Origin of the sequence: Pelomicrobium sp., from assembly GCF_036803785.1 — a bacterium.
Lineage (GTDB): Bacteria > Pseudomonadota > Gammaproteobacteria > Burkholderiales > UBA6910 > Pelomicrobium.
The window spans coordinates 1-18,364 of sequence record NZ_DAIRTR010000054.1 but is presented as its reverse complement, the minus strand read 5'-3'; the positions used below and the strand labels follow the sequence as shown (position 1 = coordinate 18,364).

Below are 18,364 nucleotides of genomic sequence, written 5' to 3'. Positions count from 1 at the left end.
GCGATGCGGCTTACGCGGGCAGAACCGAGCACATCCGAGCCAAGGCACCCAAGGCTCGAGCACGCAATCGGCGTCATCAAGCGCCTCTTCGGCTTCACCAAGGTGCGCTACCGCGGCATCGCCAAGAACGCCAAGCGCCTGTTCGTGACCTGCGCGCTGGCCAATCTCTTCCTGGTGCGGCACCGCTTGTTGCAACTGCAGGAGGCGTAGTGCGTCCGGAATCGGCAAATAGGCTCCTGCAGAGCCCGAACAGGCAGCCAAAGAGCACGAATTCGTGCCCGACTGCTGCTCTCGATCAATTATTCACCGTGGTCACAATCATTCGCGGCTACTCGTTCAGACCTTCCTTAGGTGCGCGTCTGTCGTGCGCGCGACTTTACCGCGTCGAGACTCAATTGCACTACATGCCGACGAGAACCAAGCATTCCTACCTCATGAAACACCTCGGGCTCGAGGAACGGCACGAACCCGCCACACCAGTCGCTCAGAGAACCCGGGTCGGCCGGATAGCCTCCAATACCTTCGCTCTCGCCCTGCGGGCTTCAGCAATCGCCGCCTTAAGTAAGCGCCCGCATGACTCCCATCTGCCATATCAGAAATGCGCGCGTCTAACGGTGCTTTTCAGCCTCCGCGCGGAGCACGGAGGGAGCGAAGTTAGCTGCAACTGCTCGCTCTGCGACGTCACCAGCGTTCGATAGTCGCTCGGAATTTACTCTCGAATTGCGACCACTTCAAGATATTCAGCCTCGTAGTATGTCGTCCCATCTGTAGCACGATTATGCTCTGACCACAGCTGCTCTAAATCGCTGCGCAAAGCAGCTTGCCTCGTGGCGTCGAGCGTAGCGAACGCGCGATTTATGGGGCCATAGTATGTGCGATAAAACTCCACTACTTCTGATGGTGGGAAGGGGTAATGGATGGGATAGAGTCGTTTTTTCAGTTGCAGTTGCGCAACGCCATTGCTTAGCCGCTCACGGACGGTCGCTTCGTCGCCCCATTTCACGGGCGGCGGCATAAGGGGCGGCGGTGGCACGTGCTTGCCGATGATCTTGAACATCAGCCCGACGAAGCCCTCGGGCGTCCAGTTGGCCATGACAATGCGGCCACCTGGCCGACACACGCGCACCAATTCGGCTGCAACCCGTTCAGGCCGGGGGGCGAACATGGCACCGATGAGGCTCACCACCAAGTCGAACGAAGCATCCTCATAGGGCAACATTTCGGCGTCGCCTTCGTCAAATCGAACATCCAGACCCTCGGCCCGCGCGCGAGCGCGCGCCTGCTCGATCCAATTTGTGGCAATGTCGACGCCGGTCACGCGGGCGCCCGCGCGTGCGGCTGGTATGGCGATTTGGCCAGCGCCGCAACCCACATCGAGCATCCGCACTTCCGGCTCGATGGGGATACGCGCGAGGAATTCCAGTGCCCCTGGCTCCAGATACTTGGCGAAGTGTCCGTAATCGCCGGCCATCCATGTGGCTTTGAGGCGTGCCTTCAGCGATTCCATTTCGGGTGTCATTGTGCTCATGGTGTCCTCCTCTGGGTAGATCGCTAGTGTGATTACTCGGCATTGGGTCAGCCGCCGAACAATCGATAGTTAGCAAGACTGTTGGATAACGCGCCTCGTTTGAAAATCGAGTAGGTAATGGGGTTGCCGAGACCGTTGGTCAAAAGCGGCTGCAGCCGGGCGGAGCGAGCCCTTGACGTGCGGACTCGCGGGATAGGCAGCCCATGGCGAGAGGTAGTGCTCTGGCGCACTGAGCCATGGAAGCCCTGGCGGTAGTTTGGGTAGCAGGCGCGCTTGCTTGATCGATGTGAGGTAGAGGAAGCAGGAGCGCCAAGCTGTTTGAAGCCGCCCTGGGCATTGCCGAACCCTGATTCGTTCGGGAAATTGATTTTGACACCACGAAGAAGACGCTGACCATCGGTATCGATTTCATCGCTGGCAGCCGGTTTGCCGTGCCAGGGATCGAGGAGATCCATCCAGCCCACGACACGGCTTCCTGGCGGCTGCGGCATCTGGACTTCTTCCAGCACGAGTGCCACCTTGAAGTCCGCATGCCGCAGATGCGCTTGCCCGATAGCGGTATCCGTCTAGTCGGATCCGGTGGGGCAGGGAAGCTGGCCGTCTTTACGCTGCTGTCCGAGCCGCTGACCATTACCTTGTGCCGCGAGATGCTGTTCGCTGCTGTGGCGCAGCCGGTCAAGCTGTCCTGGCATCGGGCAACCGCCATCTGCGAGCGCTATGTCGACGTGGTGCTGGCCGATGCCGACTTCTCCGAGGTATCCCGCCTCGCCGTGGATGAAACCTCGCGTGTCAAGGGGCACGACCACATCAGCGTGTTTGCCGATTCGGATGAACGCAAGGTGCTCTTTATCGCCGAGAGGTGTGGTGCTGACTCCCTTAGAGACCTTTGCCAAAGACCCGCTCGTCCATGGCGGCGCCCTGCAAGCCGTAAATCGGTTTCCATCGGCATGTCGCCAGCCTTCATCAAGGGAGTGAGCGAGCATCCGCCTAATGCTCGTATTGCCTTCGACAACTTCCACGTCGTGGCCCGTGTCAATACGGCGGTTAATGGAACGCGGCGCATCGAGCAGAAGATCGACCTGAGCCTGAGAGGGCCGCGCTAGGCATTCCTCAAGGACAGGGCGAAACTCCACCCGAACGTCCAGGCCAACCTTAATACCCCGGTGGCACACGTCAGCACCAAACGCACCGCCCGAGCCTGGCTCTACCGCAAACAGTTGCGCGACGTCCTCGGCCGCAAGAAAACTAATATAAAATATAGCATACTTGCTGATCCTCCTCCTCGCCGGCAAGCTCGACTCCACCCCACATTAACCCATGCCGCTTAACCCACTCGAAATTCAAAAGAACCGACAACATAGTCACCTCCCGCCCGCCGCCAAGCGTCAACGCCCTTGCAATCAAGGCGTTACCCCGCCTGTAGGTACAACCAGCTCCGGGTTAGGATGCGGAAAATGGGACAAGACTTTGATTGCCCGCAGCTATCGCAAACCGCGATGGTTGTGCCAGTCAAGGACCTGCGCCTGTGCGAGGCGATGCGCCGCCGCGGCTACAACCGGCGCACCGAAGAGTGCTACCGGCATTGGATCCGCGTGTTCATGCTGCCACGGCAAGCGCCATCTTGCCCAGATGGGGCCGTGGAAAGTGGACGCGTTCCTGTCCGTCTCGCCGCCGCGCCCGACGTGGCCGCGCGACGCAGAACGAGGTGCTCGCCGCGGTTCTGTTTCTTTCTCTACAAGCATGCCGGGGCAGAACTTGCCGTGGTTTGCGATTCTGGTGCACGCCAAGGGGTCGGTTCATCATCCGGTGGGGCCCACCGCGCCGAAGTCGGGCGACGTCTCGTGCAACTTCAGGGTGCCCTGTGGCTGATGGCGAGTCCACTTTAAGGTGCGGAGCTCCGATCGATCGAAGGGCTCATGCTGCGCGTCAAGGATCTTGACTTCGCCTACCGTCTGATCACGGTGCGTGGAGACAGAGGCGGCATAAATCGAGTGACGAGGCTTCCCGAGCAGCTCGTGCAGTCGCAGCTCGGCCACGTGCGCGCCTTGCACCAGCACGATCTCGCCACGGGTGACGGCGAGACCCGGCGGCCGGATGCGCGTGCGCACAAGTATCCGCACGCAGGGTGCGAACGGGGCTAGCAGTTCGTCTTTCCGTCACGGCGCCTGCCGACCGATCCGAACACCGACGTCATCCGCCGCCACCATAGCTTTTTCGGCACGGTGCCGCGAGCGGTGGAGCCGTGCGCCCGCGCCGCGGGAATCGCCACGCGGGTGGACTGCCATATGCTGCGGCGCCCGTTCGCAACGCACCTGTGCGAAGCTGGCTACGATATCCGCACGGTGCAAGAACGGCCTGGCCACAAGGATGCGTCCACGGCCATGACATACACGCATGTGCTCGGCAAAGGGGAGCACAGCGTGGTCAGCCTCCTGGATATTCGAGCCCTTTTGAGCGGAAACCTTTCCTCAGGAAAAAGCGATTGATGCAGGTCGGGTCCTGCGCCGGGAGCAGAAAGATTCGGGGCTTGACTTCGCTAGTTATTTCTATATTATTCAAATTATGGAAATGAAAACCGCGATCCGGTGCCTCTCGGCCCTCGCCCAGGAAACCCGGCTTACCGTGTTCCGACTGCTGGTACAGGCGGGTTTCGGAGGACTGCCGGTCAATAAGATCGCCGAAGCCCTTGGCGTGGCCGGGCCGACCCTTTCCTTCCACTTGAAGGAGCTCGCCCACGCAGGCCTCATTCATGGACGGCAGGAAGGCCGATTCATCTATTACAGCGCCAACTACGCCACCATGTCCGAGCTCATGGCGTTCCTGTTGGAGAATTGTTGTGGTGGCAACCTCGGGCTCTGCACCCCCGCCACGGGCCGCCGCCCGGCATCGAAACGTTCGCGCAAGGAGGTCACGAATCCATGAAACGCTTCCATGTCCACGTCTCGGTCTCGAACCTGCAGGAGAGCATCCGCTTCTACTCTGCCCTGTTCGGTGCGCAGCCCACCCTGGTCAAGCCCGATTATGCGAAATGGATGCTGGAGGATCCGCGCATCAATTTCGCCGTGTCCCAACGCGGTGCAGCGCCGGGCGTGGATCACTTAGGCATTCAGGTGGACAGCGACGAGGAGCTTGCGGAGGTGCGATCCCAACTTGAGCGGGCAGCGCTGCCGGTGCGGGACGAGTCGGGGGTGGCCTGCTGTTACGCCCGCTCCGACAAGCACTGGGTAACCGATCCCCAGGGCATTGCCTGGGAAGCGTACCGGAGCCTGGGCACCATTCCCACTTTCAGCGAAAGCGAAGAACGTGCTGGCGCGGCAGCCTGTTGCAGCCCTGCCGCAGCGCCGGTCAAGGTCAATTTCCCCAAGAGTCGCGAATGAGCAGGGAACGCGCTCCGGGCGGGGGAAACTACAACGTGTTGTTCCTGTGCACGGGCAACTCCGCCCGCAGTATCCTGGCAGAGGCGCTCCTTCGGCATTACGGCGGCAAACGGTTCAACGCCTACAGCGCCGGCAGCCATCCGACCGGGCGGATCAATCCTTTCGTGCTGGAGTTTCTCGCCGCCCAGCGGCTGCCCACCGAAGGGCTGCGCAGCAAGTCGTGGGACGAGTTCGCCCGACCCAACGCGCCACCATTGCACTTCGTCTTCACCGTGTGCGACAACGCCGCCGGGGAGGTTTGTCCGGTGTGGCCGGGGCAGCCCCTGACGGCCCACTGGAGCGTGGAGGACCCTGCCCGCTACATGGACGACCCGGACGAGGCACGCCAGGCCGTGCGGGATGCCTTCCGCCTATTGAGCCGCCGCATCAGCCTTTTCGTGAGCCTCCCCTTGGAAAAGCTGGACCGCCTGGCCCTGCAGCAGCGCATCGAGGAAATCGGCCGTACGAGCTGAGCCCGCCTACCACGGGATGGGCTGGCGATCGCGGAAGAAGCCGCCGGTGGGCCCATCCTCCGGTAGGAGGGCCAGCCACACCGGCGTATCGGCCCCTTCTGCCACCGAACGAGGTGCATCGGGACCTCCCATGTCGGTGCGCACCCAGCCGGGACAGGCGGCGTTCACCTTGATTCCCTCTGCTTCCAGCTCTGCCGCCAGGATGCGGGTGAGGGCGTTAAGGGCAGTCTTCGAGACCCGGTAGGCGGGTGTGCCCGTGCCCATGGTGGTGAGCTGAGCGAGGCCACTCGAGACGTTGACGATGCGGCCCCCGCCCCGCTTCTTCATGAGAGGCACGAGGGCTTGGCAAAGTCTGAGGGCTCCCAAGGCATTGGTCTCAAAGGCCTGCCGGAAAACCTCCAGACCCAAGCTGAGCGCCCGCGCCCCCTGCCCCTCCGGCAGAATGCCCGCGTTGTTCACCAAGATATCCAGGCCGCCGAAGGTCTGTGCCAGGGAGCGGGCCAAGGCTTCCACACTTGCCTGAACGGTCACATCCAGGGGCAGGTACTCTACGCAAAGTCCCTGACGGCGCAGCCCCTCCCAGGCCTGCTTCCCCTTCTCCGGATCCCGAGCGGTCATGACCACCCGCACGCCCCGCAGGGCGAGCTGGCGGGAGATCTCCAAGCCCAACCCTCGATTGGCTCCCGTCACCACCGCGATTTTCTGAACCTCCGCTGCTTCCATGTCCGGCTCACCTTCTCACGCCTGCGGCTCATTGCGTGTGCTCGAGCCGTCCCACCATGGCCTCGGGCCGCACCCATTCGTCGAACTGCTCCCCGGTGAGATAGTCCAGCTCCAGGGCCGCCTGCTTGAGGGTGATGCCTTCCTGATGGGCGAGCTTGGCGATCTCCGCCGCTTTGTCGTAGCCGATATGGGGGGCAAGGGCCGTCACCAGCATGAGGGATTCGTGGAGGAGCTTCTCGATGCGTTGCACGTTAGGCTCGATGCCCACGGCGCAGTGGTCATTAAAGCTCCGAGCGCTGTCCGCCAGCAGCCGTACGCTCTGAAGAAAGTTGTGGATGATGAGCGGCTTGAAGACGTTGAGCTCGAAGTTCCCCGACGCACCACCCAGATTGACGGCCACGTCGTTGCCCAGCACCTGGCAGCATACCATGGTCATGGCCTCCGACTGGGTGGGATTCACCTTGCCAGGCATAATGGAGCTGCCCGGCTCGTTCTCGGGGATGCGGATTTCGCCGATGCCGCAACGGGGACCAGAGGCGAGCCAGCGGACGTCGTTGGCGATCTTCATGAGGGCGGCGGCCAGGGTCTTGAGTGCCCCGTGAGCCGCCACCAAAGCGTCGTGGGCGGCCAGGGCCTCGAACTTGTTGGGAGCAGAAACGAAGGGAAGGCCGGTCAGGCGGGAGAGCTCCTCGGCACAACGCCGACCGAACTCGGGGTGGGTATTCAGCCCGGTGCCCACCGCCGTGCCCCCAATGGCGAGTTCCGACAGATGCCAGCGCGTCGCGTCCAAATGGGCGAGCCCGTGGTCGAGCTGGGCCACCCAGCCGGAAATTTCCTGGCCCAGGGTGATGGGAGTGGCATCCTGCAAGTGGGTGCGGCCGATTTTCACGATGTCCATGTAGCGCCGGGACTTCTCCGCCAGGGTCTCCCGCAGCCCGCTGACGGCGGGCTTGAGCCGCTTTTCGATCGCCTCCAGCGCCGCCACGTGCATAGCGGTGGGAAAGACATCGTTGGACGACTGGCCCCGATTCACTTCGTCGTTGGGGTGAACCAGGCGCCCTTGGCCTCGGGGACCGCCCAGAAGCTCAGAGGCCCGGTTGGCCAGCACCTCGTTCATGTTCATGTTGGTCTGGGTACCCGAACCCGTTTGCCAGACCACGAGGGGAAACTGGTCGTCGTGCCGGCCTTCGATGACCTCGTCCGCCGCCTGGATGATGGCCTGGGCCTTGCGAGCGTCTAGAAGACCCAGGTCCCGGTTGACGCTGGCTGCGGCTCGCTTCACCTGGGCCAGCGCCCGGATCAGCTCCAGAGGCATGCGCTCCGCACCGATGCGAAAGTTTTCCAGGGAGCGCTGGGTCTGGGCACCCCAGAGGGCCCGCTCCGGCACCTGCACCACGCCCATCGTGTCCTTTTCTTCGCGAAATCCGCTCATACAATATCCCGTCAGATCAATTAGTTAGTCCACCATCGGCCCGCGGGCGGAGGGCTTGACGAAACCCGGTCCCGCCCCCATGTAGAAGACAGTCAAAACAGAATGTGCCTTTCGGGCATGTCGGTCAAAGACAGTGTGGAGAAGGAGGTAAGGTATGGCAAATCTCACGCGTTTCGATCCCTTCGAAACTGCTGTCGATAACCTGTTCCGCAGCTTCTTCCGTCCCACCTTGCTCGACTGGGACGCTCAGCGCACGGTCCGAGGGGTCATCCCGATGGACATCTGGGAGACCGACAACGCCTACGTGGTGATGGCGGAGCTCCCGGGGGTGCGCAAGGACCACATCAACGTCCGGGTGTTCGACAACCAGCTCGTCATCGAAGCGGAGGCGGTGCAGGAGAAACAGGCCGGTGAGGAAGCCAAGCAGCTCCTGGGCGAGCGCACCTATGGCAAATTCAGCCGGTCCCTCGTGCTACCGACCGAAATCGATGCCGAGCATGCCGAGGCCAAGCACGAAGATGGGGTCCTGCGCCTCACGTTGCCGAAGAAGGCGGACAGTATCGCCAAGCGGTTGACCGTCCAATAATAAACCTTGGGCCCGCCGCCGGCGAACAAGCCCGCGCGAAGCGGGCTTTATTTTTGCCCGGGGAAGGTCTCAAGCCGCTGTGGTCACCGGGATCTTGCCGATCTTCGCTCGCCACTCGGCGGGGCCGGTGGCATGCACCGAGCGGCCTTCCGCATCCACTGCCACGGTGACCGGCATGTCCTTCACCTCGAATTCGTAGATCGCTTCCATCCCCAGGTCGGGGAAAGCGATCACCCGGGACGAGCGGATCGCCTTGGACACGAGATACGCGGCCCCGCCCACGGCGATACAGTAGACCGCTTTGTGCCGCTTGATGGCCGCGATGGCCTCGGGCCCCCGTTCCGCTTTTCCCACCATGCCGATCAGACCCGTTTTCCCCAGCATGGCGTCAGTGAACTTGTCCATCCGGGTGGCGGTGGTGGGGCCGGCAGGGCCCACCACCTCGTCCCGCACCGGGTCCACGGGCCCCACGTAGTAGATGAAGCGGTTGGTGAAATCCACCGGCAGCGTCTCTCCCCGGCTCAGCATGTCGGTCAGGCGCTTGTGGGCCGCGTCCCGCCCCGTGAGAAGCTTGCCGGAGAGCAGGATGCGCTCGCCGGCGCGCCACGTGAGGATATCCTCCCGGGTGAGGGCGTCCAGGTTCACTCGGCGGGCCCCCTGGGCGCCCGTCAGCTCGATCTTGGGCCAGAGATCCAGGCTGGGCGGGGTGAGCGCCACCGGTCCCGAGCCGTCCAGGACGAAGTGGGCATGGCGCGTGGCAGCGCAATTGGGGATCAGCCCCACGGGGAGGGAAGCGGCATGGGTTGGATAATGGCGGACTTTCACGTCCAGCACGGTGGTGAGCCCGCCAAGCCCCTGGGCGCCGATGCCCAAGGCGTTCACCTTCTCATAGAGCTCGAGCCGCAGTTCCTCGACCCGGTTCTGGGGCCCCCGGGCGCGCAATTCATGGATATCGATGGGCTCCAGAATCGCCTCCTTGGCCATCACCATGGCTTTTTCGGGCGTGCCGCCGATCCCTAACCCCAAGATGCCTGGAGGACACCAACCGGCCCCCAGGGTGGGCACGGTCTTCAGCACCCAGTCCACGATGGAGTCGGAAGGATTCAACATGGTGAACCTGGCCTTGTTCTCCGAGCCACCCCCTTTCGCCGCCAGGATGACTTCGACCGTATCACCCGGCACCACCTCCATGTGGATCACCGCCGGGGTGTTGTCTCGAGTGTTCTTTCGCGCCCCAGCCGGATCCGCCAGGATGGAGGCGCGCAGCACGTTGTCCGGGTGAGTGTAGGCCCGGCGCACTCCCTCGTTCACCATGTCGGCCACGCTCAGGGTGGTCTCCCAGCGCACGTTCATGCCGATCTTGAGGAACACCACCGCGATGCCCGTATCCTGGCAGATGGGGCGGTGACCCTCCGCGCACATGCGGGAGTTGACCAGGAGCTGGGCCATGGCGTCCTTGGCTGCGGGGGATTGCTCCCGCTCGTAGGCCTGGGTCAATGCCTGGATGTAGTCGGTAGGGTGGTAGTAGGAGATGTACTGAAACGCGTCGGCGATGCTCTGAATGAAGTCTTCCTGCTTAATGACGGCCATGATCGGTCCTCGCAGAGCGGCCGCGCCCGGCCGCGGAGAAAGAACGAAGAAGGATCGAGCCGCTATTCTACCCGATCAGCCAGGACGCCGCGCGTCGGGCCGGGATCGGCCAGCTTCAACGCTTGATGGTCTCCACCACCAGAAGAGCCGTCATGTTGATCAGCCGCCGGACCGTGGCACTCGGCGTGAGGATGTGCACCGGCATGGCCGCCCCGAGAAGGATGGGACCCACCGTGACGCCGCCTCCTGCCGCCTGCTTGAGCAGGTTGAACGAGATGTTGGCCGCCTCCACGTTGGGCATGATGAGAAGATTGGCGGGTCCCTTGAGCTTGGAGTTGGGGAACACGGCGAGCCGGATTTCCTCCGACAGGGCTGCGTCGCCGTGCATCTCCCCCTCGCACTCCAGCCCTGGCGCCATGCTCTCGAGCAACTCCCGGGCGCGGGCCATCTTGGCCGCCGACTCGTCCCGCACGCTCCCAAAGCTGGAGTGAGACAGCAGCGCCACTTTGGGGGTGAAGCCGAACCGGCGCACCTCCTCCGCCGCCATGAGGGTCATTTCGGCGATCTGTTCTGCTGTAGGATCCTTGTTAACATAGGTATCGCACAGAAACAGGGTGCGCTCCGGGAGCATGAGCAAGTTCATGGCGGCGAAGATCTTGGCACCCGGTCGCAGTCCGATCACGTTCTGCACGTAATACAAGTGCAGTAGGTAGTGGGCGAAGGTGCCGCACAGCATGCCGTCCGCGTCTCCCTTGCGCACCATCATGGCCCCGATCAGAGTGCGCCGACGGCGCATTTCGATCTTGGCATATTCGGGCGACACGCCTTTGCGCTCCATGATCCGGTGGTACTCGGTCCAGTAATCCCGGTAGCGGGGATCGGAGTCCTGGTTCACCAGCTCGAAATGCTCGCCCGGCCGGATGCGCAGTCCCAGCCGCCGGATATTCATCTCGATTACTTCCGGCCGGCCGATCAAGATGGGCCAGGCGAGTCGTTCGTCCACCACCACCTGGACCGCCCGCAGTACCCGCGGATCCTCCCCTTCCGCGTAGACGATGCGCTTGTCCGGGGCTGCCTTGGCGGCGGCGAAAATGGGCTTCATCACCAGCCCGGAGTGGTAGACGTACTGCTGCAACTCCGCCTTGTAGGCCTCGAAGTCGGTGATCTCCCGCTTGGCGACCCCGCTTTCCATCGCTGCCTTGGCCACTGCCGGGGCGATCTTGAGGATCAGGCGCGGATCGAACGGCTTGGGGATGATGTACTCGGGCCCGAAAGCCACGTCCTGCTCGCCGTAGGCGCTGGCCACCACGTCGGATTGCTCCTGTTCGGCCAGCTCCGCGATGGCCTGGGCGGCGGCCAGCTCCATCTCCCGGGTGATGGCGGTGGCGCCTACGTCCAGCGCTCCGCGGAAGATGAAGGGAAAGCACAGCACGTTGTTCACCTGGTTGGGATAGTCGGAGCGGCCGGTGGCGATGATGCAGTCGGGGCGCGCCGCCTTGGCCACTTCGGGCATGATCTCCGGAACCGGATTGGCCAGCGCTAGGATGAGGGGCTTGTCGGCCATGCGCTTGACCATCCCGGGCTTGAGCACCCCACCGGCGGAAAGCCCGAGAAACACGTCCGCCCCCTCGATCACCTCCGCCAGGGTACGGGCCTCGGTCTTCTGGGCGTAGATCGCCTTATAGGGATCCATCTCCTCGGTACGCCCTTGGTACACCACGCCCTTGATGTCGGTCACCCAGATGTTTTCGCGCCTCAGCCCCATCGCCTCCAGCAACCCCAGGCAGGCAAGGGCCGCCGCTCCCGCGCCCGAGGTGACCAGCTTCACCCGGCTGATGTCCTTGCCGACGATCTTGAGCCCGTTTCTCACCGCCGCACCTACGATGATGGCGGTGCCGTGCTGGTCGTCGTGGAACACCGGGATCTTCATCCGCTCCCGGAGTTTGCGCTCGATGTAGAAGCACTCGGGCGCCTTGATGTCCTCCAGGTTGATGCCGCCGAAGGTAGGCTCCAGGGCAGCGATGATGTCCACCAGCCGGTCCGGATCGCTTTCGTTCAGCTCGATGTCGAATACGTCGATCCCGGCAAATTTCTTAAACAGCACCGCCTTGCCTTCCATGACGGGCTTGGCCGCTAGGGGCCCGATGTTGCCGAGCCCGAGTACCGCCGTGCCGTTGGTCACCACCCCCACCAGGTTGCCCCGGGCAGTCAAGTTGCGCACCTCAGCGGGGTCTTCCCGGATGGCCAGGCAAGCGGCGCTTACCCCGGGCGAGTAAGCGAGGCTCAGATCCCGCTGGTTGATGAGACCCTTGGTCGGCGCGATGGAAATCTTGCCGGGCTTGGGCAGGCGGTGGTATTGGAGCGCGCTCTGGCGCAGTTGTTCGTCCATTCCTTCTCCCGGCTTGGGAGGTCGCGAGGGCGAAGATTATATACTGGCGGCCGTTCGCCTTCTCGGGACCCACGGCAGCGCCGATGATAAACTTCGACTGCGGCTTTTCTTGACCGAGGTGTGTCTTTGAAACTCGTCACCTTCACCCGTCCCGAAGACGCCGGACCCCGCATCGGGGTGCTCGTCGACGCGACCACCGTGCTCGATGTGCTCGACGCTGGCCGGGCACGGGGGGGTCCTCTGCCTTTCGATCCCCGAGACATGGTGTCGCTGATCGCCGCGGGAGAGGCGTCCCTGGCGGCGCTTCGCGCCCTGTCCAGCTACGAAGCAGGGCGGCTTCCCCTGTCCCGGGTGAAGCTCCTCGCCCCCATTCCCCGACCGCGCAAAAACGTGTTCTGCGTGGGCTGGAACTACCTGGAGCACTTCCAGGAGGGGGAGCGCATTCGCCAAAGCGGGCAGACGCTTCCGGACCATCCCGTCTTCTTTACCAAGGCGGTGACCGCGGTCATCGGCCCCCACGACCCGATTCCCTACGACCCGAGGGTCACCACTCAACTCGACTGGGAGGTGGAGCTCGCCGTGGTGATCGGCCGGGCCGGCAAGAACATTCCCGAAGCGCGGGCCATGGAGCATGTATTCGGCTACACCGTCGTGAACGACGTGTCGGCCCGGGACCTGCAGCGAGCCTACGGGGGTCAGTGGCACAAGGGAAAAAGCCTAGACGGTACTTGTCCTCTGGGCCCGGCCATTGTCACCGCCGATGCCCTGGATCCTAACGGTTTGCGGGTCATAACCCGCGTGAACGGGGTGGTGAAGCAAGACTCCAACACCCGCTACCTCTACTTCAAGATCCCGCGCCTGATCGCTGAGCTGTCCCTCGGGATGACCCTGGAGCCCGGGGACGTGATCTCCACCGGCACGCCCCAAGGCGTGGGTTTCGCCCGTACCCCGCCCGAATTTCTTCGGCCCGGCGACTTGCTGGAGACGGAAATCGAGGGGATCGGGGTGTTGCGCAATCCCGTGGTGGCTTAAACTCCCCTCACCCCGCTCTCCTCACTTCACCCCCAGGACCTTGGAGGCCTTGGCCACGTCCCTGGGCTTGACCCAGAACATGGCGCCGTAGCGCCCTTCGCCGGCGGAGACTGCATCCAGGGCAGTGATGTTGACCCCGGCCTCCGCAAGCTTGCCGATCACGTCGTAGATGGCGCCCACCCGGTCCTCCCCGTGGACCAGGAACACGGTCTTCTTCTCCCCTAGCTTCCACTTGAGCTTGCGGGCCGCCGCCTTGAGCTTGGCCGTATCTTCCGGGATGAAGTCGATCTGGGCCCGCCGGCCGCTGGGGAAGCCGGTGAAGCCGAGCAAGTTGACTCCCGCTTCCTTAAGGGCTTTCAGGTGATTGGCCGCCTCTCCGGGCTTGTCGGCCACCTGCATGGAAAAGTAGTCCGCTTTGCGCACCACGTCGGCCATAGCCTCCTCCTCGAGAAAATCGACCTCCCCTATGCTCTACGTATAGCAGACCTGCGCCCAAGCGCCAAAGGCAGGCCGTACAAAGGGCATTCGGTGCCCAGGGAAGCACCGCCCTCGGGCAGAGCGCTCATAGGAAAGCCGCTCTCCTCCGACTGCTAGGCCGCGCGAGCTCGCTGCTCCTGCCCAGCCGCCCGCCTGCGTCGGGCTTCCAGCGCCTCGAACAGGGCCACGAATTGCTGGGGAACCGCGTGCCGGGGGAGCGAGTGCAATCAAGGATCGCGCTCACTAAGGGGACTTCCGCACCTTGACCGAGGCCGACAAACGGGCAGCCAGCACCGGGAGTCCGTCCTGCCGGCGCTCCTCCATGAGCCGCTGAGGCAAGATAGCCCGAGGCTGGAACTGGTTGACGATGATGCTCTCCACCGCGAGGGACGGAGGAGCGTCTTCGCGGATCCCGTTGGCCGTCTCCATCAAGGCATACAGGGCCCGGCGGAAGAAATCGCCGCAGTCGAAGGGGGTAAGGCAGGGGTCGGCGGCGATCAGAGCCGCGCGAGCATAGAAATTGAGGGCGGATGGAAAGGTCGATGAAGACGGCCTCATAGGCCAGGCTCGCCAGGGCCTCCCGTAGGCTTGTAGATCTTGTGGCGGGCCCCGAGTTTTCCCTAAAGAGGCTCCAGCTCCGGATGGGAAGGCATCGAGTCCAAGCCAGCAAAAGGCGTGGGATGAGCGAATTCAGCCGGCACTCTACCGTGGAAGCTGAAAGAGGGCCCCTGCTCGAAGAAGCGTGCGAGGATTCAGTTCCGTCGCCTGGGCGTGCCGGCCGAGGCGGTACTCAGTGGAGTTGCCTGGGAGGTCCAGATCCACCCCCCCTAGGGTTTTGTAGCCGCAGTGCGCGCAGATGGCGGCCAAGTGGCAGACGATGGTGGACTTCCCCACACCGCGCTTCTGGTTGAAAATGACGCGCTTCATTGCTTCCCCTCCCCGGCTGCAGCACCCCGGCTGGCATTAGAGCATGGTTGATGCGGCGCACAAAGAGCGCCCCAAGACCTTTTTTCGCGACGAAAGCTTGGCCCATAAATGTCTGCAATGCCGCGAGTCTTTGATGCTTCGCGCAAGAAAGCCTTTGCCTCGGAAGGCGCTGCCCCGGACACGACAAGCGGCGCGGCCCAGGCAGTATTCGCCGCATGGGCACTCCCATCTGGTCTCGCTCTCGGCGGTATGATCGGTACCGGCGAGCCGGGATGAAGCCGGATCCACCCAGCAACAGCGCCCTCGAGCCCCCTTTGCGCCGGCTCTCTCGGCTGCCCGCCGTGCGGCTCGACGCCGCGGGCCGCCGCCGCGTCGACCTGAAGGCAGTGGGTCGGCTTGCCGTTCCTCTGGCCGCCAACAGCGCCTTGCAAGCGGTGCTCAACCTCACCGACACCTGGTTCGTGGGTCGTCTGTCTACGGACGCCACCACTGCCCTGGGGGCAGTGCATTTCCTCGTGATCGTGTGCTTCCTGGTGGTGGGCGGTACGGGCCTTGCCGTGCAACCCCTGGTCGCTCAGGCTTACGGCGCACGCCGACAGTGGCGCGCCTCGCAAGCGGCGTGGCTCGGAATATGGGGCAGCGGTTGCGCGGCACCTGCCTTCATCGGCCTCGCCTTCGCCGGGGCGTGGATCCTGGGACCGTTCGGGCTCCCGGCCTCCATCTATGCCCTGGCTCTGGACTACTGGTTCCCCCGATTACTGGGCGCCCCTGCCGGGGTGCTCCTGTGGACGCTTTGCGCCTTTTTCAACGGCATCGGTCGCACCGGCATCACCCTGACCCTGATGGCCGTGGTGGCCGCACTGAACGTGCCCCTCAACGAGTTTCTGATCTTCCGCCTCGAGCTCGGCATGGCCGGCGCCGCCTGGGCCACCACCCTGGCCACGGCGGCGGGGGCGGTTATGGCATTGGCGGCGTTCCTCTCGCGCCCTGTGCGGGACGAATACGCAAGCCATCTGACCTGGCGCCCCCGCTGGCGCGGCATCGGGCGACTCCTCGCTCTGGGGCTTCCCACCGGTCTGCTGCCGGCCGTGGAGATCGCCGCTTTCTGGCTGTTCCAGGTAATGATGGCGCGCCTCGGCCCGGTGGATGGTGCTGCCAGCCAGATCGTGATGGCCCTCACCTCCCTCGCTTACATGCCGGTGGTGGGCCTGGCGCTGGCGGGCACCACCCTGGTGGGCCAATCGATCGGCGCCGGCGACAAGGCCTGGGCCGCGCGCGTGGGCGATACCACCATCGCTCTTGCCATGGGTTACATGGCGGCGGTGGGCATGGGCCTGGCGCTGGGCGGCCCTTGGCTAATCCCGCTGTTCGTGAACGCCGCCGATACGCATGCGCCCGAGGTGGTGCGACTGGGCATAGTACTGATGTGGATCGCCGCCGGCTACCAGATCTTCGACGGGATCAACATCGGCGCCAGTTTCTGCCTGCGGGGCGCGGGCGACGTGCGCGTACCCACCGCTCTCGTCACCGTGCTGGCCTGGGCAGGCTTCATTCCCGCTGTGCACGTCGTCGCCTTCGCTCCCGGACAGGGCTGGATCGATGCCCTGCCGGCCTGGGGATGGGGTGCCGTAGGAGGCTGGCTCGCCGCCTTGCTTTATATCGTCGCCGCCGGTCTTACCCTCTACGCCCGCTGGCGCTCCGGCGCGTGGCGCAAGATACGACTCGGCTGACCGGGGCGCGAGCCTTACGCCCTCGCGCCCGCCGCCCCTCCGGGAGGAGGGTGCGCCGAAACAAGGCAACGAGCTCACCGCCCACCTAGTCACCTTGCTCCGAGAAGGCTTTGCCATCCTCCGACCTATCAGCGCCGTGTGAACACGGCAGCCGACGGTGCCAGCTCGCAGGCCTTGATCTTCCAGGAGCCGTCCGCCTGGCGCTCCATGAAATAGAGGGCCACCTTGACCGTGCCGTCGCGCCCCACTACGCGCAAGGCCTGGATCGTCTCCCCATCAATGATGGCGGGGGGAAGAAATTGCACTGACGCAGGCCGGTAGAGGATGGCGTAGCTTTCCCGCACCATGGTCATGAAGCGCTCCGCGGTGCCGAACCGTTTACGAATGGCGGGAGCAGCGTAGGAGAAAGCCTTTTCCGCATCGTCCTTTTGAAAAGCATCCAGCTGGGCCTGGATGATCGACTGGATGGCGTGCGCTTCTTCGGGCTCAGGCTGGAGATAACGAGGATCTTGGCCGAGGGCTCGGCCGCCCAGGAGCGCGAGCCAGAGCACGATCAGAGCACAAATGGCGCCGGTACGCCGCACCGCGTGCCACCCCCTACACCGAAGGGCAGGGCGATCAGTCCAAACGAACGACGGTGATCTCGTCCCCGTCACTCACGCCCGCGAGCAGCCGCGGGTCGTCGTCGAGCTTGCCGAGGATGTTGACCTTGGTGACCAGCCGGCATTCGCTGCCCCGAGACACGGGGGTGGGTCCGAAGGGAAGAGCGAGCGAGCTTCCCTCCACCCAAAAGCACACGGTGCCGGGATCCACGACTTGCCGCGCGCTGGGCTCTAGGGCAGCGCGCACCGGTAGGCTGAAATACACTTCATCACCCCAGGTGTTGGCCGAGGAACGCGCTGGCAAGGCTGCCAGGACTTTCTCGGCCGTGGGCGTGGCGTCCAGTGTGGCGGTCACGGCCCCGCCGGGCCAGGAAATACGGATACGGGCCATGAGGCGATTTTAACCGCAACGCACCGGCGCGGGAATGCGGATCTCGATTCCTACGCCTTGACCTGCGCAACGACGCGCTGCAGGCGTTGCTTCTCCGTTAACACCCTCGTCGGGTAGCGGTTCGCTTCATCCCAACTGGACCCGTTGTAGAGCTTGAGCGCCTCCGTGAGGTTCCCGGTACGCTCGAAGTACTCCCGTAAAATTTCCGCCCCCACACGAATGTTGATTTCGGGCTGCAGCACCGCCTGCTCGCCGCCTCGGGATTCCAGCTTGTCCAGATGGTAGCGGGGGATGATCTGCATGAGTCCCTTGGCACCGGCCACGCTCTCGGCGATGGGGTTAAAGCGCGACTCGACGGCCATTACCGCCAGGATGAGCAAGGGATCCAGTTGCAGCTCCCGCCCGGCGCGAAAAGCAGCGGACACCAGTTGCCGCGTCGCTTCCTCTGCCACCTGATAACGGCGAGAGAGAAAGGCGCTGAGGGCGTCGATCCTGGCCGCGTCGGAAGCAGGACCCTTACCCCGCTGGAAAGCCGCTGGCGCGGTCGCTTCCATGGACTCGTCCAGGCCCGCCCCACCCCCGAGATGGGGCCGCAGGTCGGCGAGAGCCCAGACAGAAAGGGGATAGGCGGGATGGGAAAAAAGCGCTGCAATGAACAGCAGCGCAAACCAATTGGCATGGAGACGCTCCCGATCGGCCCACGGGCCGTTCCGGAGCGGGGAGTGCGGTTTTGCCATGACAGCAATCCTCCTTTAGATCGCAGCACCGTCGGCTAACCACCCCACCGGGCAGCAGCGCCGGCCAGCCTGCGGATTGTTACCTTGCTCGGGTAACCGTTCGCTCCTTCGTGTTTTTCTAAGCGCCGTGGGCGCGGCGCCCTATTTCTCACAACACAGAAACGGCCACCGAGGTGGCCGTGTGCTGCGTCGCAGCAGCTGCATTCTACCGATCGGCGCTCCTCCGGTCAAATAGAAAATTTATTATTCCTTCATGCAGATGGCTCTTTTCCAGGACGCTTCGTGGGACCTTTGCCCGCCCCCCAGAAGGGCGTTGCGACCCCCGGAACCC

The 18,364-nt window shown here is 63.9% G+C and carries 19 protein-coding genes and 2 pseudogenes; 9 read left to right on the top strand and 12 right to left on the bottom strand.

The window, feature by feature from the left end:
* The coding region (locus V7Q81_RS08145) for a transposase (RefSeq protein WP_333841851.1) at positions 1-210 on the top strand (210 nt) is incomplete at its 5' end.
* 499 nt (positions 211-709) lie between these two features.
* Here the strand turns inward: V7Q81_RS08145 and V7Q81_RS08140 are convergent.
* Entirely contained in the window at positions 710-1,519 is an 810-nt protein-coding gene (locus tag V7Q81_RS08140; RefSeq protein WP_442954794.1) for a class I SAM-dependent methyltransferase, read from the bottom strand.
* 56 nt (positions 1,520-1,575) lie between these two features.
* Positions 1,576-2,037, bottom strand: coding sequence for a hypothetical protein (locus V7Q81_RS08135; RefSeq protein ID WP_333841845.1), 462 nt, complete (start codon positions 2,035-2,037; stop codon positions 1,576-1,578).
* A 21-nt stretch (positions 2,038-2,058) separates the two neighbouring features.
* Here V7Q81_RS08135 and V7Q81_RS08130 point away from each other — a divergent pair, with 21 nt between their 5' ends.
* On the top strand, positions 2,059-2,631 hold the full coding sequence (locus V7Q81_RS08130) for a transposase (protein ID WP_333841843.1): 573 nt from the start codon (positions 2,059-2,061) through the stop codon (positions 2,629-2,631).
* Between the two features lie 696 nt (positions 2,632-3,327).
* Here the strand turns inward: V7Q81_RS08130 and V7Q81_RS08125 are convergent.
* On the bottom strand, positions 3,328-3,636 hold the full coding sequence (locus tag V7Q81_RS08125) for a hypothetical protein (protein WP_333841840.1): 309 nt from the start codon (positions 3,634-3,636) through the stop codon (positions 3,328-3,330).
* Between the two features lie 48 nt (positions 3,637-3,684).
* Here V7Q81_RS08125 and V7Q81_RS08120 point away from each other — a divergent pair.
* The 4 genes and pseudogenes from V7Q81_RS08120 to V7Q81_RS08105 all read left to right on the top strand — a co-directional run.
* Positions 3,685-4,014: pseudogene (locus V7Q81_RS08120) on the top strand (tyrosine-type recombinase/integrase); the annotation flags it as partial.
* Positions 4,015-4,090: 76 nt separating this feature from the next.
* On the top strand, positions 4,091-4,450 hold the full coding sequence (locus V7Q81_RS08115; RefSeq protein ID WP_333841837.1) for an ArsR/SmtB family transcription factor: 360 nt from the start codon (positions 4,091-4,093) through the stop codon (positions 4,448-4,450).
* Complete coding sequence (locus tag V7Q81_RS08110) at positions 4,447-4,905, top strand: ArsI/CadI family heavy metal resistance metalloenzyme (protein ID WP_333841835.1); 459 nt, start codon at positions 4,447-4,449, stop codon at positions 4,903-4,905. The genes V7Q81_RS08115 and V7Q81_RS08110 overlap by 4 nt, the downstream gene beginning before the upstream one ends.
* Complete coding sequence (locus tag V7Q81_RS08105; RefSeq protein WP_333841833.1) at positions 4,902-5,417, top strand: arsenate reductase ArsC; 516 nt, start codon at positions 4,902-4,904, stop codon at positions 5,415-5,417. Before V7Q81_RS08110 ends, V7Q81_RS08105 begins: the two co-directional genes overlap by 4 nt.
* Before the next feature lie 6 nt (positions 5,418-5,423).
* On the opposite strand, the gene V7Q81_RS08100 is transcribed toward V7Q81_RS08105, so the two are convergent.
* Positions 5,424-6,140, bottom strand: coding sequence for an SDR family oxidoreductase (locus V7Q81_RS08100; RefSeq protein WP_333841831.1), 717 nt, complete (start codon positions 6,138-6,140; stop codon positions 5,424-5,426).
* A 28-nt stretch (positions 6,141-6,168) separates the two neighbouring features.
* Positions 6,169-7,572 carry a class II fumarate hydratase gene (gene fumC / locus V7Q81_RS08095; RefSeq protein WP_333841829.1) on the bottom strand — a complete coding sequence of 468 codons (1,404 nt, stop codon included), beginning with the start codon at positions 7,570-7,572 and terminating at the stop codon, positions 6,169-6,171.
* Positions 7,573-7,726: 154 nt separating this feature from the next.
* Between fumC and V7Q81_RS08090 the strand changes: the two genes are divergently transcribed.
* Positions 7,727-8,158 carry an Hsp20/alpha crystallin family protein gene (locus V7Q81_RS08090; protein WP_333841827.1) on the top strand — a complete coding sequence of 144 codons (432 nt, stop codon included), beginning with the start codon at positions 7,727-7,729 and terminating at the stop codon, positions 8,156-8,158.
* Positions 8,159-8,227: 69 nt separating this feature from the next.
* On the opposite strand, the gene V7Q81_RS08085 is transcribed toward V7Q81_RS08090, so the two are convergent.
* Both V7Q81_RS08085 and V7Q81_RS08080 read right to left on the bottom strand, forming a co-directional pair.
* A complete protein-coding gene (locus tag V7Q81_RS08085) occupies positions 8,228-9,748 on the bottom strand; it encodes a fumarate hydratase (RefSeq protein ID WP_333841824.1) in 1,521 nt (506 codons plus the stop codon).
* Positions 9,749-9,863: 115 nt separating this feature from the next.
* Entirely contained in the window at positions 9,864-12,137 is a 2,274-nt protein-coding gene (locus V7Q81_RS08080; protein ID WP_333841821.1) for an NADP-dependent malic enzyme, read from the bottom strand.
* Positions 12,138-12,257: 120 nt separating this feature from the next.
* Between V7Q81_RS08080 and V7Q81_RS08075 the strand changes: the two genes are divergently transcribed.
* A complete protein-coding gene (locus V7Q81_RS08075; protein WP_333841818.1) occupies positions 12,258-13,169 on the top strand; it encodes a fumarylacetoacetate hydrolase family protein in 912 nt (303 codons plus the stop codon).
* 21 nt (positions 13,170-13,190) lie between these two features.
* Here the strand turns inward: V7Q81_RS08075 and V7Q81_RS08070 are convergent, their stop codons facing one another.
* Positions 13,191-13,604, bottom strand: coding sequence for an ACT domain-containing protein (locus tag V7Q81_RS08070; RefSeq protein ID WP_333841815.1), 414 nt, complete (start codon positions 13,602-13,604; stop codon positions 13,191-13,193).
* Between the two features lie 155 nt (positions 13,605-13,759).
* Positions 13,760-14,573, bottom strand: a pseudogene (locus V7Q81_RS08065) (ParA family protein).
* A gap of 272 nt (positions 14,574-14,845) precedes the next feature.
* On the opposite strand from V7Q81_RS08065, the gene V7Q81_RS08060 reads away from it, so the two are divergent.
* Positions 14,846-16,303 carry an MATE family efflux transporter gene (locus tag V7Q81_RS08060; RefSeq protein ID WP_333841813.1) on the top strand — a complete coding sequence of 486 codons (1,458 nt, stop codon included), beginning with the start codon at positions 14,846-14,848 and terminating at the stop codon, positions 16,301-16,303.
* A gap of 128 nt (positions 16,304-16,431) precedes the next feature.
* Here V7Q81_RS08060 and V7Q81_RS08055 read toward each other — a convergent pair whose 3' ends face one another.
* From V7Q81_RS08055 to V7Q81_RS08045, 3 genes are read right to left on the bottom strand one after another with little or no spacing between them, the layout of a single operon-like run.
* A complete protein-coding gene (locus V7Q81_RS08055; protein WP_333841810.1) occupies positions 16,432-16,887 on the bottom strand; it encodes a DUF4864 domain-containing protein in 456 nt (151 codons plus the stop codon).
* A gap of 34 nt (positions 16,888-16,921) precedes the next feature.
* Positions 16,922-17,296 (bottom strand): cyclophilin-like fold protein, encoded by a 375-nt coding sequence (locus V7Q81_RS08050; RefSeq protein ID WP_333841808.1) that lies wholly within the window; start codon positions 17,294-17,296, stop codon positions 16,922-16,924.
* Between the two features lie 50 nt (positions 17,297-17,346).
* Positions 17,347-18,033: a transglycosylase SLT domain-containing protein gene (locus V7Q81_RS08045; protein ID WP_333841806.1), complete on the bottom strand. Its 687-nt coding sequence runs from the start codon at positions 18,031-18,033 to the stop codon at positions 17,347-17,349.
* Positions 18,034-18,364: the final 331 nt, after the last annotated feature.

What these genes read in the sequence shown, in the direction of transcription:
- V7Q81_RS08045 (WP_333841806.1), bottom strand. Translation starts at nt 18,033, where the DNA reads ATGGCAAAACCGCACTCCCCGCTCCGGAACGGCCCGTGGGCCGATCGG.
- fumC (WP_333841829.1), bottom strand. Translation starts at nt 7,572, where the DNA reads ATGAGCGGATTTCGCGAAGAAAAGGACACGATGGGCGTGGTGCAGGTG.
- V7Q81_RS08100 (WP_333841831.1), bottom strand. Translation starts at nt 6,140, where the DNA reads ATGGAAGCAGCGGAGGTTCAGAAAATCGCGGTGGTGACGGGAGCCAAT.
- V7Q81_RS08140 (WP_442954794.1), bottom strand. Translation starts at nt 1,519, where the DNA reads ATGACACCCGAAATGGAATCGCTGAAGGCACGCCTCAAAGCCACATGG.
- V7Q81_RS08115 (WP_333841837.1), top strand. Translation starts at nt 4,091, where the DNA reads ATGGAAATGAAAACCGCGATCCGGTGCCTCTCGGCCCTCGCCCAGGAA.
- V7Q81_RS08085 (WP_333841824.1), bottom strand. Translation starts at nt 9,748, where the DNA reads ATGGCCGTCATTAAGCAGGAAGACTTCATTCAGAGCATCGCCGACGCG.
- V7Q81_RS08080 (WP_333841821.1), bottom strand. Translation starts at nt 12,137, where the DNA reads ATGGACGAACAACTGCGCCAGAGCGCGCTCCAATACCACCGCCTGCCC.
- V7Q81_RS08090 (WP_333841827.1), top strand. Translation starts at nt 7,727, where the DNA reads ATGGCAAATCTCACGCGTTTCGATCCCTTCGAAACTGCTGTCGATAAC.
- V7Q81_RS08050 (WP_333841808.1), bottom strand. Translation starts at nt 17,296, where the DNA reads ATGGCCCGTATCCGTATTTCCTGGCCCGGCGGGGCCGTGACCGCCACA.
- V7Q81_RS08060 (WP_333841813.1), top strand. Translation starts at nt 14,846, where the DNA reads ATGAAGCCGGATCCACCCAGCAACAGCGCCCTCGAGCCCCCTTTGCGC.
- V7Q81_RS08130 (WP_333841843.1), top strand. Translation starts at nt 2,059, where the DNA reads ATGCCGCAGATGCGCTTGCCCGATAGCGGTATCCGTCTAGTCGGATCC.
- V7Q81_RS08070 (WP_333841815.1), bottom strand. Translation starts at nt 13,604, where the DNA reads ATGGCCGACGTGGTGCGCAAAGCGGACTACTTTTCCATGCAGGTGGCC.
- V7Q81_RS08110 (WP_333841835.1), top strand. Translation starts at nt 4,447, where the DNA reads ATGAAACGCTTCCATGTCCACGTCTCGGTCTCGAACCTGCAGGAGAGC.
- V7Q81_RS08105 (WP_333841833.1), top strand. Translation starts at nt 4,902, where the DNA reads ATGAGCAGGGAACGCGCTCCGGGCGGGGGAAACTACAACGTGTTGTTC.